Origin of the sequence: Burkholderia sp. BCC0398 (genome assembly GCF_902833245.1) — a bacterium.
GTDB classification, from domain to species: domain Bacteria; phylum Pseudomonadota; class Gammaproteobacteria; order Burkholderiales; family Burkholderiaceae; genus Burkholderia; species Burkholderia sola.
This window is the reverse complement of the sequence record NZ_CADFEM010000021.1, coordinates 38,783-52,167: the sequence shown is the minus strand read 5'-3', so window position 1 is coordinate 52,167 and position 13,385 is coordinate 38,783. Positions and strand designations below refer to the sequence as shown.

Here is a 13,385-nt window from a genome sequence, read left to right as displayed (position 1 = left end):
CGGGAGCCGTAGCGTTACTTGGAAGCCTTGTATTCTATGGCAGACGCGAACTGCTGCAACGTTGCCGGCGGCACTTCGCCGAGCACGGTGATCCAGTAGTCGCCGCGGCGCTTCACGAGAACGTGCGTGGCGCCGGTGCTGCCCGCGCCTTCCTTGCGCGTGTTTTTCTCGGCCGGCTCGATGAAGACCGAGACCGTCGCGAGGCCGTCGGTGAAGACGGCCTGGTCGACCGGGATCGGCGGATCGCCCGCATCGCGCGCGGCCATCGGCCGGCGCACTTCACGAATCTTCTGGAAGCCGGCGACGCTCGGCGCGAGCTGCCAGCCCTGCGCTTCCATGTCGACCGTCGCGACCGGCGGACGCACGACCGTCCAGCCGCCCAGGTTGCGCATGCCCGCTGCGATCGCAGCCTTGTCGCCACTTGCGCCGCCCGTCTGCACTTGCGAGAACGCGATCTGCTCGAGCACGCGATCGTTCGCGTCGAGCGTCTGCGAACGCAGCAGCAGCCCGGTGCGCGCGTCGGCCCACAGCTTGTACGTGAAACGGTACGCGTCCTTCGGCACGAGCTCGACGACTTGTGCGTCGATCCCGGCCACGCGGTCCTTGCCGAGCGACTTCGCATCGTAGACGGACATCACGTGCTCGCCGCTCGCGCCGAGCAGCGCGGGGAACGAATCACGCGTCTGACGGCGCTCGACCACGCACAGCTTGCGCTCGGGCACGAACGTGTACAACTCGTCGTTGTGCCGCAGCAGTTTGCGCGGCTTGCCGTCGAGCGTTTCGATCCGCTCGAACTCGCCGTCGCGGGACGAGACGTGCGCGATGCGCGACGACTGCACGTATCCGCCGCGCTGGTAGACGAACGTACCTTCGTAGCTCTGCCGCTGCGCGGCCTGCTGGACGCGGTCGAGCCAGTCGGCGGCGCCCTTGCGGGTCGCGACGGGATCGTCCGGTTGCTGGGCGCTGGCGGGAAGGGATTGAACGGACAACAGGGCGGCTGCGCAAAGCAGGAGGGCCGGCAGCCGCTTCCATCCGGAGATGGCGTGATTCAACTGCAATGTCCGCATCGGGTTTATTGGCCTGGCGTGGTGGTCACGGCAGCGCGGATCAGCGGCATCGAACCCGTGACGACGGGCTGCTGCGCGAATTGCTGGTGCGCTTCAAGATATTGGTCGAGGCTCGCGTCGCGAATGATGTTGACGTCCTGCAGGCCCGGCTGGGCCGATGCCTGCGCAACCGTCACGCGCTGCAGGTTGCCGCTCTGCGGCGCGCCTGCCGACGCGACCTGAACGGCGCCCGGCGCACCGGCCGTCTGCATCTGCGGGACGACGATCCACGTCAGCGTGGCGGCCGCGGCGGCCACCGCGAACGCGGGCACGACACGGCGGCGCAGCGACAGCAGCTTGCGCGCGACCGGTGCAGCCGCCGGCGCCAGCAGGTGCGGCTCGCTTTCGAGCGCCGCCGACATGCGCGCGGTGAACGCGACGCTCAGCGCGGGCGGCAGCGCGAGCTCGTCCGAGCGCAGCGCATCGCCAATCAGATGGTAATGGGCCCACACGGCGCGATCCGCGCGGTCGAGCTCAGCCAGAAACTGCCCGTGATCCGGGCCATCGAACATTTCGCCGTCGACCAGCGCGGAAAGGCGCTCGCCGCGCGAGCACGCTTGCGATTGCGTATTGACCGACCCCATGATGCTCCCCATCTTGCACACCCCGTCGTGACTTCACGACTCTATCCGTAACTAGACCCCGACCCGCGTCGTTCCGCCCGTCGCGCTTACCAGCGCTTGCCTTCGGGCGTATCGAGCAGCGGACGCAATTTGGCAGCGATTGCTTCGCGCGCGCGGAAGATCCGCGACCGGACCGTCCCGATCGGACAGCCCATCATTTCCGCGATCTCTTCGTAGCTCAGGCCCTCGATCTCGCGCAGCGTGATTGCCTGGCGCAGTTCTTCGGGCAGCAGAGCCATTGCAGCGTTGACCGTCTCGGCAATCTGCTTGCTCATCAACATCGACTCAGGCGTGTTGATATCCCTTAGTTGGTCTGCGTCGGAGAAAGTTTCCGCTTCCTCCGCATCGGCCTCGGTCGAGGTCGGCGCCCGGCGGCCTTGCGTCGCAAGGTAGTTCTTCGCCGTGTTGACGGCAATTCGGTACAACCACGTATAGAACGCCGATTCGCCGCGGAATTGCGGCAGCGCACGATACGCCTTGATGAACGCGTCCTGGGCCACGTCCTCGACCTCGGCGGGATCCCGCACGAGGCGCGAGATCAGCCGAATGATCTTGCGGTGGTATTTGGAGACCAGGAGTTCGAACGCCGCCTTGTCGCCCTTCTGTACGCGCTCGACCAGAGCCTGATCGATTTCTTTTTCACTCACCTGACAAATCCGTTAACTAGGGATGCAACGCGGAGCGTTATTGTAGCGTTCCGGCGCCGGCCGCTGGTTACGGTCGGTAACCGCGCGGCCGTCATGCCCGCGCCGCCGCCCCGGCCGTTCTCGCCAGCACCGACAGCGCACTGAACGACGCGGCATCGAGCGCGTCGGCCGGAATCAGCAGCGGCCGCGCGCGCCGGGCACCCTGCCCGACCGACAGCACCAGCAGCAGGCTGCTCCAGTGCGCATGGCCCGTCACACGGCCGCGGGCCAGCAAGCGCCCGGTGCGGCCAAACGCCGCAATCTCCCCGAACGCATCGATTTGCAGCTCGGCCGGCAGCCGGCGGGCGCAAGCCCGCGCCGCGCATACGGCCAGCAGCGCCGCCGTCACAGCCGCCACGCCTGCGCCGGCGGCAGCGCCCGCGCGCGGCGCCCAGAACAGGTACGCCGATGCGGCAGCCGACGCGACGAACGCGGCCAGCACGAGATACGACACGGCCGAGGCCCGCAACGCAAAGCGCTGCGGACGCCCGGCCGGAGCATCGAATGGACTCGTCAAGCGATTCGACGTCAGACGCGCTTGAACACCAGCGTGCCGTTGGTCCCGCCGAAGCCGAAGTTGTTCTTCACGGCCACGTCGATCTTCATGTCACGCGCGGTGTTCGCGCAGTAATCGAGATCGCACTCGGGGTCCTGGTTGAAGATGTTGATGGTCGGCGGCGACACGTTGTTGTGCAGCGCCAGCACCGTGAACACCGATTCGAGGCCGCCCGCGCCACCCAGCAGGTGGCCCGTCATCGACTTCGTCGAGTTCACGACGAGCTTGTACGCGTGCTCGCCGAACGCCGCCTTCACCGCGTCGGACTCGTTCTTGTCGCCCAGCGGCGTGGACGTGCCATGCGCGTTCAGGTACTGGACCTCGTCGGCGTTCATGCCGGCGTCGCGCAGGGCCGCGACCATGCAGCGGCGCGGACCATCCATGTTCGGCGCGGTCATGTGGTACGCGTCGCCCGTCATGCCGAAGCCTGCGACTTCCGCATAGATCTTCGCGCCGCGCGCCTTCGCCGCCTCGTACTCTTCGAGCACCATCACGCCGGAACCCTCGCCCAGCACGAAGCCGTCGCGGTCCTTGTCCCACGGACGCGACGCGGTCGCCGGATCGTCGTTGCGGGTCGACAGCGCGCGTGCTGCCGCGAAACCGCCGATGCCGAGCGGCGAGACCGTCGATTCGGCGCCGCCCGCGACCATCACGTCGGCGTCGCCAGCCTGGATCAGGCGCGCGGCGAGGCCGATGGAGTGCAGGCCGGTCGTGCAGGCCGTGACGGCCGCGAGGTTCGGGCCCTTCAGGCCGAACATGATGCTCAGGTGACCCGAGATCATGTTGATGATCGAACCCGGCACGAAGAACGGCGAAATCCGGCGCGCGCCGCGATCGACGTAGGTCTGGTGCGTATCCTCGATCATCGGCAGGCCGCCGATGCCGGAACCGACCAGCACGCCGATGCGTTCCGCGTTGGCTTCGGTCACTTCCAGCCCGCTGTCCCGGATGGCCTGGACGCCGGCGGCGATGCCGTAATGGATGAACGTATCCATGTTCCGGGCTTCCTTCGCCGGGATGTACTCCTCGGCGCTGAAACCCTTCACTTCGCCCGCGAAATGGCAGGCGAGGTTCGACGCATCGAACTTCGTGACGGTGGCGATACCGGACTTGCCGGCGACGAGATTGGCCCAGCCGTCGGCAACATTATTGCCAACAGGCGAAATCAGCCCCAGGCCTGTAACGACAACACGACGGCGGCTCACGGTAACCTCTTTTCCATTATTGGATGACAAAAACAAAAGCCACAGTGGCCACAGGAACCAGCCCTGCGAGCCCTGTGGCTGTTAGTCCGTCCGGCGCGGAGCCGGCAGGATGGCGCGTCAATCGCGATGATCGCGGCGACGTGGCGGACAAGCGCGAAAGGCGCTTACGCCTTGACGTTTGCGCGAGCGTAGTCGATCGCTTGCTGAACGGTCGTGATCTTCTCTGCTTCTTCGTCCGGGATTTCCATGCCGAACTCGTCTTCCAGAGCCATCACCAGTTCGACCGTGTCGAGCGAATCGGCGCCCAGGTCGTTCACGAACGAAGCTTCGTTCTTGATCTCGGCTTCCGCGACGCCCAGTTGCTCAGCGACGATCTTCTTGACACGTTGTTCGATGTTGTCCATTACCCCTCCGAGGGAAAGTTCAGATTTACAAGTGCGCGCATTTTATCAGGTTTGCTGACGGCAAAACGCGCGTTGGCTTGATGGTCGATCAAGCGCCGGTCCGCCTGAAAAACGGGATACGGCGCGGATGGTAAACGAAAACCGTTACGACATGTACATGCCGCCGTTCACGTGCAGCGTCGTACCGGTGATGTAACCGGCCTGCGGCGATGCGAGGAACGCGACGGCATGGGCGATGTCCTCCGGGCTGCCGAGGCGGCCGAGCGGAATCTGGGTCTTGAGCGCGGCCTGCTGTTCTTCCGGCAGCGTCTTCGTCATGTCGGTGTCGATGAAGCCCGGCGCCACGCAGTTCACGGTGATGCCGCGGCTGCCGATCTCGCGCGCGAGCGCCCGCGTCATGCCCGCGACGCCGGCCTTCGCGGCCGCGTAGTTGACCTGACCCGGATTGCCGGCCGAGCCGACCACCGACGTGATGTTGATGATACGGCCGCCGCGCGCCTTCATCATCGGGCGCAGCACCGCACGCGACAGGCGGAACACCGACTTCAGGTTGGTGTCGATCACCGCGTCCCAGTCCTCGTCCTTCATCCGCATCGCGAGCTGGTCCTGCGTGATGCCCGCGTTGTTGACGAGCACGTTCAGCGCGCCGAATTCCTTCACGGTCGCATCGATCAGTGCCTCGGCCGCGGCTGCGTCGTTGACGTTCAGCACCGCGCCGCGGCCCGTGACGCCCGCTTCCGCGAACGCCGCGGTGATCGCGGCGGCGCCCGATTCGCTCGTCGCCGTGCCGATCACCGTCGCGCCCAGGCGCGCGAGTTCGAGCGCGATCGAACGGCCGATGCCGCGCGACGCGCCGGTCACGATCGCAACCTGTTTATCGAGAGTCTTGTCCATGAATCGAATATCCGTTGCTTGGGAAAAGGCGCCGCGTCAGGCGGTCGCGAGCTTGAGCGCTTCGTCGAGCGAAGCCGGATCGAACACCGACGCCCCCGTCAGGTTGCCGTCGATGCGCTTCGTCAGGCCGGCCAGCACCTTGCCCGGACCGCATTCGATCACGTGCGTGACGCCCGTGCCGGCGATGTGCCGCACGCACTCGACCCAGCGCACCGGGCCTGCGGCCTGGCGCACCAGCGCATCCTTGATCGCGGCCGGATCGCTGACCACGGCGACGTCGATGTTGTTGACGACCGGAATCTGCGGCGCCTTCACGTCGACGTTCGCGAGATAGTCGCGCAGCTGGTCCGACGCCGGCTTGAGCAGCGACGAATGGAACGGCGCCGACACCGGCAGCGGCAGCGCGCGCTTCGCGCCCTTCGCCTTCGCGATCTCGCATGCCTTTTCGACCGCGGCCTTGCTGCCGGCGATCACGACCTGCGCGGGCGCATTGAAGTTCACCGCTTCGACGACCCCCGCTTCCGCGGCTTCGGCGCACACCGCGCGCACCGCGTCGTCGTCGAGGCCCAAGATCGCGGCCATGCCGCCCTGGCCGACCGGCACGGCCGTCTGCATCGCCTGCGCACGGAAGCGCACGAGCGGCACCGCGTCCTTGAACGCAAGCGCGCCGGCCGCGACGAGCGCCGTGTATTCGCCGAGGCTGTGGCCGGCGACGATCGACGGCGCCGGGCCGCCTGCCTGCTGCCACGCGCGGTAGCACGCGTATGCGGCGGTCAGCATCACGGGCTGCGTGTTGGTGGTCAGGTTCAGCTCTTCGGCCGGACCTTCGGCGATCAGCTTGCCGAGATCCTGATTGAGCGCATCGGACGCTTCCTGGAGCGTCTCGCGCACGACGGCCAGATCGGCGAATGCGTTGAGCATGCCGATCGCTTGCGAGCCCTGCCCCGGAAAAACGAATGCAAATTTCATATCGTCCCCAATTGAATCGATTCGGACGGCGCGCACGAACGGCGCGCCGACGGGATCCGCGCGCGGCTTGTCGCGCGCCGCGGATCAGAAGCGGAAGACCGACGCGCCCCAGGTGAAGCCGCCGCCGACGCCTTCGATCAGCACGTGTTGGCCACGCTGGATGCGGCCGTCACGCACCGCGGCGTCGAGCGCCAGCGGGATCGACGCCGCCGACGTGTTGCCGTGCTGGTCGACCGTCACGACCATGCGCTCCTGCGGCAGGCCGAGCTTGCGGCAGGTGCTGGTCATGATGCGGATGTTGGCCTGGTGCGGAATCAGCCAGTCGATTTGCTCGGGCGCGAGATTCGCCTTCGCGAGCGCTTCGATCGCGACCTTTTCGAGCACGTTGACCGCGAGCTTGAATACGGCCTGCCCGTCCATGTGCAGGAATGCGCTGCCGTCGATCACGCCGCGATTGACGTTGCCCGGCGTGCACAGGATGTTCGAGTAGCTGCCGTCCGCGTGCAGCGCGCTGCCGAGCACGCCCGGTTCTTCCGACGCGGACAGGATCACCGCGCCCGCGCCGTCGCCGAACAGCACGCAGGTCGTGCGGTCCTTGAAGTCGAGAATGCGCGAGAACGTCTCCGCGCCGACGATCAGCGCGGTGCGGTGCTGGCCGCTGCGGATGAAGCTGTCGGCCGTGGCCATCGCATACGCGAAACCCGAGCATACGGCCTGCACGTCGAATGCCGCACCGCCGTTCTTGATGCCGAGCTTGTTCTGCAGCAGGCACGCGGTGCTCGGGAACACGAAATCGGGGGTCGAAGTCGCGACGATGATCAGGTCGATCGACTGCGGATCGATACCGGCCGCTTCGATCGCACGACGCGACGCCTCGAGCGCGAGATCGCTCGTCGTGACGTCGGGTGCGGCGAAATGGCGCGCGTGGATGCCCGTGCGCGCGACGATCCATTCGTCGCTGGTCTCGATGCCTTCCTTCGCAAGACGATCGGTCAACTGCTGGTTCGTGACGCGGTCGGGCGGCAGGTAGCTGCCCGTGCCGAGCACGCGGGAATAGAGAGTCGATTGGGCCATTTATGCTTTAGAGGATTGCGCAGCGGAAGGTTCGGCGTGATGGCCTGCGGCCGGGCTTGCCTGGCCCGCGCCGCCCGCGTTGTGTCCGCCATCGCCGAGCGACACTGAATTATCCGCCATCGCGCGCGCGAGGCGCTCCAGCACCCCGTTTTTGACGGCATCATACCCGCGTTTGATCGCCCACTCAAACGCGTACGCGTCGGCCGAACCGTGGCTCTTGATCACGAGGCTCTTCAGCCCCAGCAGCGCCGCGCCGTTGTACTGGCGATGGTCGACGCGCTTCTTGAAACGCATCAGCACCGGCAGCGCGAGCAACGCCATCAGCCTCGACATCAGCGAACGGCCGAACTCCTCGCGGATGATGTTCGACAGCATCTGCGCGAGCCCTTCGGACGTCTTCAGCGCGACGTTGCCAACGAAGCCGTCGCACACGATCACGTCGACGGTGCCCTTGTAGATGTCGTTGCCTTCCACGTTGCCGCGGAAATTGAGCGTGCTGGCGCGCAGCAGCTCGCCTGCGCGCTTGATCGTCTCGTTGCCCTTGATGACCTCTTCGCCGATGTTCAGCAGGCCGATCGTCGGGCGCTCCTTGCCTTCGAGCGCGGCCACGAGCGCGTGCCCCATCTCCGCGAACTGCAGCAGGTGCTGCGGCTCGCAGTCGACGTTCGCACCGAGGTCCAGCATCATCGTGTAGCCGGTCGGGTTCGGCAGCGCGGACGCGATCGCGGGCCGCTCGATGCCGGGCAGCGTCTTGAGCACGTAACGGGAAACGGCCATCAGCGCGCCGGTATTGCCGGCCGAGATGCAGGCCTGCGCCGCGCCTTCCTTGACGTGGTTGAGCGCGACGCGCATCGAAGAATCCTTCTTCTTGCGCAGCGCCACTTCGACAGGATCGTCCATCGCCACGACTTCGGTGGCGGGCACGATGGTCAACGCGGGATCGTCGAGGGCTTTCAGCTTCTTCAGCTGAGCGCGAATCGCGCTTTCGATGCCGACGAGCATCAGGTGCGCATCGGGATGCGCGCGGACGAACTTGACTGCCGCGGGAACGGTCACGGACGGGCCGTGGTCGCCTCCCATGCAATCGATTGTGAGCTTTACGGTCATGGAATGCGACGAATTTCAGGCACAAAAAAGCGGCAGTTGAATGCCGCCTTTTTGTTGAGCCAGGAAAGTGTCAAGCGAACCAGTTGTCACGCGAACGGCGAGCGTAGCGCGCAACGCGTGACTTGACGCTTAGTCGTTCTTCGTCTTGACGACTTTCTTGCCGCGATAGTAGCCGTTCGGGCTGACGTGGTGACGCAGATGCACTTCACCCGTGCTCGGCTCGACTGCCAGCGGCGCTGCCGTCAGGAAATCGTGCGAACGATGCATGCCGCGCTTCGACGGCGACTTCTTGTTTTGCTGGACTGCCATGACTAACTCCTAAATAATTTTCCGGATTCTAACACAGCCCGATCCGGCGCTTAACTACCCTGGCCCAAAGCCCTACGCCTTCCCGCGCCACAACTGCTTAGTGTTTCTTGGTGCCGTCACCGTCCTTCTTCAACGCTTGCAGCGCTGCGAACGGATTCGGCCGTTTGCCTTCGTCCCCGGCTTCGTCGGACTCCTCGTCCGCCGCTTCCGCGGGACCGCTCGCGCCCGACACGAGGCTTTCGTGAACTGCCGGGCAAACCTCGTGCTTGGGCACGAGCGGCAACGAAAGCAGCAATTCCTCTTCGATCAAGTCGACGAGATCGAACTGGCGTGAGCCCACGATCACATCGGCTTCATCGTCGTCGAGCGGAAATTCCTCAGCTTCTTCTTCGGTCGCGACGACCCGGTACGTCATGTCGACGTCGAACGTCTGATCGTACGGCGTCACGCAGCGCTGGCACGTGAGCCACGCATGGCCGTGCACCGCGAGGCGCAGATACGGCTGCTGCCCGTCGGCGCCGTCGTCCTGCAACTCCTTCTGCGTGAACCCTTCCGCCTGCCACGTGAAGACCGTGTCGCGATCTGGCGCGTCCGTCGGCACTTCGTTTAACATGCGCGGCAGTTGCGAGAGGCGCACCGCCCCGGCTGCCTGCCGCCCGCTGCGGGCGAACTCGAACAGGTCGACCGCGTGCGGATCGAGCGCCGCCGCAGGTTTGCCAGAAGAAGTGTTCATGTGCGCTCCTGCCTACAGGCTGACTTGCGGATCCGGCTTGGCACCGCTCGCGTACGGCTCATCGAAGGATGACGTACTTTACTTCCGAAGACCCGGCAGGCGCCACCACAACGAAAGCCTGCCGACGAAAAGCGGGAAAGCATACCTGTTTTACCTTTTGCGGTCAATCACTTAAGCTTGCGTCCGCGCAACGCCGCGCCACACCTGACGACTCACCGATCCAACCGACCATGCCGGATACCGTTTGCCGCCCGCCGCGGCTGATTCTTGCCTCCAGTTCCCGCTACCGCCGCGCGCTCCTCGAGCGCCTCGGCGTGCCCTTCGACGTCGTGTCGCCCGACCTCGACGAAACCCCGCTCGCCGGCGAAACGCCGGCCGCGACCGCGCTGCGCCTCGCCGGCGCGAAGGCGCGGGCCGTGGCCGCGACGATCGATGCGCCGGACGGCGTGCTCGTGATCGGGTCGGACCAGGTCGCGACCTTCGACGGGCACCAGATCGGCAAGCCCGGCACGCACGAGCGCGCGCTCGCGCAGCTCATGTCGATGCAGGGCCGCGAAGTCGAATTCCACAGTGCGCTCTGCCTGTACGACAGCCGCACCGACGACGCGCAGGTCGAGGACATCGTCACGCACGTGCGCTTCCGTTCGCTGCCCGAAGCCGAACTCGACGCCTACCTGCGCGCGGAAACGCCGTACGACGTGGCCGGCAGCGCGAAGTCCGAAGGGCTCGGCATCGCGCTGCTCGACGCGATCGACTCGGACGACCCGACCGCGCTCGTCGGCCTGCCGCTGATCGCCCTCACGCGGATGCTGCGCGCCGCCGACTATCCGCTGTTTGCCACCACCCGAGGAGACCGCGCATGACCGCCGGCACGCTTTATCTGGTCCCGAACACGCTCGGCGAAGGCGACGAATCGATGCTCGCCGCCGTGCTGCCCGCCGCCGTGCAGGCGCGCGCCGGCACGCTCGGCTATTACATCGGCGAGAACGCGAAAACGACGCGCGCGTTTCTGAAGAAGATCGGCACGACGCGGCCGATCCAGGAAATCGAGATCAGCGAGCTGAACGTCAATACGCCGGCCGGCGCCATCGACCGGCTGCTCGCGCCCGTGCTGGCCGGCGCGGACGCGGGCCTCGTGTCGGAAGCCGGCTGCCCGGCCGTCGCCGACCCCGGCGCGCTGCTGGTGCGCCGCGCGCACGAGCGCGGCGTGAAGGTCGTGCCGCTCGTCGGGCCGAGTTCGATCCTGCTCGCGCTGATGGCGTCGGGCCTGAACGGCCAGAGCTTCGCGTTCAACGGCTATCTGCCGGTCGATGCGGCCGCGCGCGCGAAACGGCTGCGCGAACTCGAGCAACTGTCGCGCAAGGCGCGCCAGACGCAGATCTTCATCGAAACGCCGTACCGGAATCACGCGATGCTCGACACGCTGGTCGCGACCTGCGCGCCGTCGACGCAGATCTGCGTCGCGGCCGACCTGACCCTCGCGACCGAAACGATCGCGAGCCGCACGGTGGCCGACTGGAAAAAAGCGCCTGCGCCGAATCTGCACAAGCGCCCCGCGATCTTCCTGCTGCTCGCGAATTGATGCCGCGAACGGCGATCCGCCAGCCAGATGAAAGGCGGGCCGTCGCGGCCCGCCGATTGCCGCCAGCCGTCAGCGCAGGCTGACCGACGCGCCGCCGGCCGTCAGCGCCTTCATCGCGGCGCCGCCGACGGCCGCGCCGAACTTGCGCGCGACGCGATTCGTCAGGCTTTCCTTCACCGTGTAGTCGACCAGATCCGGCGCCTTCAGCACGTCGCGTGCGACCGTGTCGGTCGTGCCGTAGCCGTCGGCGAGGCCCAGTTCGACGCTCTTTTCGCCGGTCCAGAACAGGCCCGAGAACATGTCGGGCGTCTCGTGCAGCCGCTTGCCGCGGCCATCCTTCACCGCCTTGATGAACTGCGCATGCACCTGGTCGAGCAGTGCCTGCGCGTGCGCGTCCATCTTCGGCGTTTCCGGCGAGAACGGATCGTAGAAGCCCTTGTTTTCGCCCGACGTGTGCAGGCGCCGCTCGACGCCGAGCTTGCCCATCAGCCCGGTGAAGCCGAACCCGTCCATCAGCACGCCGATCGACCCGACGATGCTCGCCTTGTCGACGAAGATCTTGTCGGCGGCGGATGCGATGTAATAGCCGCCCGACGCGCACATGTCGGTCACGACGACGTACAGCGGCTTGTCCGGATACTTGCCGCGCAACCGCCGGATCTCGTCGTAGACCATCCCGGCCTGCACCGGGCTGCCGCCCGGGCTGTTGATCCGCAGCACGACGCCGACCGTGCCGTCGTCGTCGAAGGCGGCGTCGAGCGCCGTGTTGATGTCGTCGGCGTTCGCGTTGACGCCGGCCGCGATCTCGCCGTCGATCGTCACGAGCGCCGTATGCCGCCCGCTCGCCGAAAACTTCGAATCGCTCGAGAAATCGATCAGCGCAAACGCGAACAGCACGAACACGCCGAGAAACGCGAAGCGGAAGAAGATCTTCCAGCGCCGTGCCGCGCGCTGCTCCTTGACGGCCGCGAGCGCGATCCGCTCGAGCGCCGCGCGCTCCCAGCTCGGTTCACGGCTGTCGGGACGGGAGGAGGAATCCGGGGAATTCGGTTGGTCGGCCATGCAGTAGTGTCGTCAATCGGTCGTGGCGGAAGTGGCAGGATGCAGGTCCGCATCGGGCACCCAGAATACCGCACGGCCGTCGGGCGTGTCGCGCTCGTCGACCTCGACCGGTCGCAGGCGGCCGCCGCGGCACGGGCCGCCGACGCACTTGCCGGTATCCGGCGCGTAGATCGCGCCGTGCGTCGCGCACATCAGATAGAGGCCCGACGACTCGAAGAACTGCCCTTCGGCCCAGTCGAGCTCCATCGGCACGTGCGCGCAGCGGTTCAGGTAGCCGTACGCGCGGCCGTCGTAACGCACGAAGAACACGACGGCCTGCTCGCCGCGCAGCGTCGCGTCGACGCGCACGCCGACGCCGCCGTCGGTCAGCGCGTCGGACGCGCATACGCGCACGGCGTCCGGCGCCGCGCTCATGCGTGCTCCCGCAGCCAGGCGGCCAGCGCGCCGACGTCCGGCGCGACGAAGCGCGGCGTGAGCGCCGCCAGCGCATCGGCCGGGTGCGCGCCGTACGCGACGCCGACGCCGGCCGCGCCGGCGCTGGCGGCCATCTGCAGGTCGTGCGTGGTGTCGCCGATCATCACGGTGCGCGACAGGTCCTGCCCCAATTCCCGCGACAACTCGTGCAGCATCGCCGGATGCGGTTTCGAGAACGTCTCGTCCGCGCAGCGCGTCGCATCGAACCAGCTCGTCAGTTTCGACTGGTCGAGCACGCGGTTCAGCCCGACCCGCCCTTTGCCGGTCGCGACGGCGAGCAGGTAGCCCGTGTCGCGCAGTTCGGCGAGCAGCTCGCGCACGCCGGCGAACAGTTCGATGCGCTGGTCGTCGAGCAGATAGTGATAGCGGTAGCGTTCGGCCAGCCGCGCATAGTCGGACGGATCGAGGGTCGGAGCCGCGATCTGCAGGGCGTCGCGCAGCCCGAGGCCGATCACGTAGCGGGAGGCCTCGTCGGACGGCGTGGGCAGACCGAGATCGCGGCATGCGGCCTGGATGCTGTGCGCGATGTGCGCAGTCGAATCCATCAGCGTGCCGTCCCAGTCGAAGACGATCAGGTCAAATTGCTGTCGAGCCATGCGGT

The 13,385-nt window shown here is 66.8% G+C and carries 17 protein-coding genes; 2 read left to right on the top strand and 15 right to left on the bottom strand.

Annotated elements, in window-relative coordinates; genetic code table 11:
- Positions 1-14: 14 nt before the first annotated feature.
- The 12 genes from HWX76_RS32895 to HWX76_RS32840 all read right to left on the bottom strand — a co-directional run bounded on the left by HWX76_RS32895 (position 15) and on the right by HWX76_RS32840 (position 9,666).
- Positions 15-1,067 carry a MucB/RseB C-terminal domain-containing protein gene (locus HWX76_RS32895; protein ID WP_176016904.1) on the bottom strand — a complete coding sequence of 351 codons (1,053 nt, stop codon included), beginning with the start codon at positions 1,065-1,067 and terminating at the stop codon, positions 15-17.
- A 5-nt stretch (positions 1,068-1,072) separates the two neighbouring features.
- Positions 1,073-1,690 carry an RseA family anti-sigma factor gene (locus tag HWX76_RS32890; RefSeq protein WP_050011802.1) on the bottom strand — a complete coding sequence of 206 codons (618 nt, stop codon included), beginning with the start codon at positions 1,688-1,690 and terminating at the stop codon, positions 1,073-1,075.
- Between the two features lie 86 nt (positions 1,691-1,776).
- The gene (gene rpoE, locus HWX76_RS32885) at positions 1,777-2,376 is read right to left on the bottom strand and encodes an RNA polymerase sigma factor RpoE (protein ID WP_006490873.1); all 600 of its coding nucleotides are present in this window, start codon (positions 2,374-2,376) and stop codon (positions 1,777-1,779) included.
- A 91-nt stretch (positions 2,377-2,467) separates the two neighbouring features.
- Positions 2,468-2,932, bottom strand: a complete 465-nt coding sequence (locus HWX76_RS32880; protein ID WP_050011473.1) for a hypothetical protein — start codon at positions 2,930-2,932, stop codon at positions 2,468-2,470.
- Between the two features lie 11 nt (positions 2,933-2,943).
- Positions 2,944-4,176, bottom strand: a complete 1,233-nt coding sequence (gene fabF / locus HWX76_RS32875) for a beta-ketoacyl-ACP synthase II (RefSeq protein WP_050011474.1) — start codon at positions 4,174-4,176, stop codon at positions 2,944-2,946.
- Positions 4,177-4,340: 164 nt separating this feature from the next.
- Positions 4,341-4,580 carry an acyl carrier protein gene (gene acpP / locus HWX76_RS32870; RefSeq protein WP_004197638.1) on the bottom strand — a complete coding sequence of 80 codons (240 nt, stop codon included), beginning with the start codon at positions 4,578-4,580 and terminating at the stop codon, positions 4,341-4,343.
- A 144-nt stretch (positions 4,581-4,724) separates the two neighbouring features.
- Positions 4,725-5,474 carry a 3-oxoacyl-ACP reductase FabG gene (gene fabG, locus HWX76_RS32865; protein WP_006476504.1) on the bottom strand — a complete coding sequence of 250 codons (750 nt, stop codon included), beginning with the start codon at positions 5,472-5,474 and terminating at the stop codon, positions 4,725-4,727.
- Positions 5,475-5,510: 36 nt separating this feature from the next.
- Positions 5,511-6,443, bottom strand: coding sequence for an ACP S-malonyltransferase (gene fabD / locus HWX76_RS32860; protein WP_176016903.1), 933 nt, complete (start codon positions 6,441-6,443; stop codon positions 5,511-5,513).
- A gap of 84 nt (positions 6,444-6,527) precedes the next feature.
- On the bottom strand, positions 6,528-7,517 hold the full coding sequence (locus tag HWX76_RS32855; RefSeq protein WP_050011475.1) for a beta-ketoacyl-ACP synthase III: 990 nt from the start codon (positions 7,515-7,517) through the stop codon (positions 6,528-6,530).
- Positions 7,518-8,624, bottom strand: coding sequence for a phosphate acyltransferase PlsX (gene plsX, locus HWX76_RS32850; protein ID WP_050011476.1), 1,107 nt, complete (start codon positions 8,622-8,624; stop codon positions 7,518-7,520).
- 129 nt (positions 8,625-8,753) lie between these two features.
- Positions 8,754-8,933 carry a 50S ribosomal protein L32 gene (gene rpmF, locus HWX76_RS32845; protein ID WP_006051932.1) on the bottom strand — a complete coding sequence of 60 codons (180 nt, stop codon included), beginning with the start codon at positions 8,931-8,933 and terminating at the stop codon, positions 8,754-8,756.
- A 97-nt stretch (positions 8,934-9,030) separates the two neighbouring features.
- On the bottom strand, positions 9,031-9,666 hold the full coding sequence (locus HWX76_RS32840) for a DUF177 domain-containing protein (RefSeq protein ID WP_050011478.1): 636 nt from the start codon (positions 9,664-9,666) through the stop codon (positions 9,031-9,033).
- A 230-nt stretch (positions 9,667-9,896) separates the two neighbouring features.
- On the opposite strand from HWX76_RS32840, the gene HWX76_RS32835 reads away from it, so the two are divergent.
- A complete protein-coding gene (locus tag HWX76_RS32835; RefSeq protein ID WP_089464634.1) occupies positions 9,897-10,529 on the top strand; it encodes a Maf-like protein in 633 nt (210 codons plus the stop codon).
- A complete protein-coding gene (locus tag HWX76_RS32830) occupies positions 10,526-11,248 on the top strand; it encodes an SAM-dependent methyltransferase (protein WP_011544932.1) in 723 nt (240 codons plus the stop codon). The genes HWX76_RS32835 and HWX76_RS32830 overlap by 4 nt, the downstream gene beginning before the upstream one ends.
- A gap of 69 nt (positions 11,249-11,317) precedes the next feature.
- Here HWX76_RS32830 and HWX76_RS32825 read toward each other — a convergent pair whose 3' ends face one another.
- The 3 genes from HWX76_RS32825 to HWX76_RS32815 are packed head-to-tail and all read right to left on the bottom strand — an operon-like array spanning position 11,318 to position 13,380.
- Positions 11,318-12,310: a S49 family peptidase gene (locus HWX76_RS32825; protein ID WP_050011480.1), complete on the bottom strand. Its 993-nt coding sequence runs from the start codon at positions 12,308-12,310 to the stop codon at positions 11,318-11,320.
- Between the two features lie 12 nt (positions 12,311-12,322).
- The gene (locus tag HWX76_RS32820) at positions 12,323-12,724 is read right to left on the bottom strand and encodes a Rieske 2Fe-2S domain-containing protein (RefSeq protein WP_050011481.1); all 402 of its coding nucleotides are present in this window, start codon (positions 12,722-12,724) and stop codon (positions 12,323-12,325) included.
- Entirely contained in the window at positions 12,721-13,380 is a 660-nt protein-coding gene (locus HWX76_RS32815; RefSeq protein ID WP_124629901.1) for an HAD-IA family hydrolase, read from the bottom strand. Before HWX76_RS32815 ends, HWX76_RS32820 begins: the two co-directional genes overlap by 4 nt.
- Positions 13,381-13,385: the final 5 nt, after the last annotated feature.

Excerpts from the sequence above, each read along its gene's own strand:
- HWX76_RS32895 (WP_176016904.1), bottom strand. The coding sequence starts at position 1,067 with ATGCGGACATTGCAGTTGAATCACGCCATCTCCGGATGGAAGCGGCTG.
- HWX76_RS32890 (WP_050011802.1), bottom strand. The coding sequence starts at position 1,690 with ATGGGGTCGGTCAATACGCAATCGCAAGCGTGCTCGCGCGGCGAGCGC.
- acpP (WP_004197638.1), bottom strand. The coding sequence starts at position 4,580 with ATGGACAACATCGAACAACGTGTCAAGAAGATCGTCGCTGAGCAACTG.
- fabG (WP_006476504.1), bottom strand. The coding sequence starts at position 5,474 with ATGGACAAGACTCTCGATAAACAGGTTGCGATCGTGACCGGCGCGTCG.
- fabD (WP_176016903.1), bottom strand. The coding sequence starts at position 6,443 with ATGAAATTTGCATTCGTTTTTCCGGGGCAGGGCTCGCAAGCGATCGGC.
- HWX76_RS32855 (WP_050011475.1), bottom strand. The coding sequence starts at position 7,517 with ATGGCCCAATCGACTCTCTATTCCCGCGTGCTCGGCACGGGCAGCTAC.
- plsX (WP_050011476.1), bottom strand. The coding sequence starts at position 8,624 with ATGACCGTAAAGCTCACAATCGATTGCATGGGAGGCGACCACGGCCCG.
- rpmF (WP_006051932.1), bottom strand. The coding sequence starts at position 8,933 with ATGGCAGTCCAGCAAAACAAGAAGTCGCCGTCGAAGCGCGGCATGCAT.
- HWX76_RS32840 (WP_050011478.1), bottom strand. The coding sequence starts at position 9,666 with ATGAACACTTCTTCTGGCAAACCTGCGGCGGCGCTCGATCCGCACGCG.
- HWX76_RS32835 (WP_089464634.1), top strand. The coding sequence starts at position 9,897 with ATGCCGGATACCGTTTGCCGCCCGCCGCGGCTGATTCTTGCCTCCAGT.
- HWX76_RS32830 (WP_011544932.1), top strand. The coding sequence starts at position 10,526 with ATGACCGCCGGCACGCTTTATCTGGTCCCGAACACGCTCGGCGAAGGC.
- HWX76_RS32825 (WP_050011480.1), bottom strand. The coding sequence starts at position 12,310 with ATGGCCGACCAACCGAATTCCCCGGATTCCTCCTCCCGTCCCGACAGC.
- HWX76_RS32820 (WP_050011481.1), bottom strand. The coding sequence starts at position 12,724 with ATGAGCGCGGCGCCGGACGCCGTGCGCGTATGCGCGTCCGACGCGCTG.
- HWX76_RS32815 (WP_124629901.1), bottom strand. The coding sequence starts at position 13,380 with ATGGCTCGACAGCAATTTGACCTGATCGTCTTCGACTGGGACGGCACG.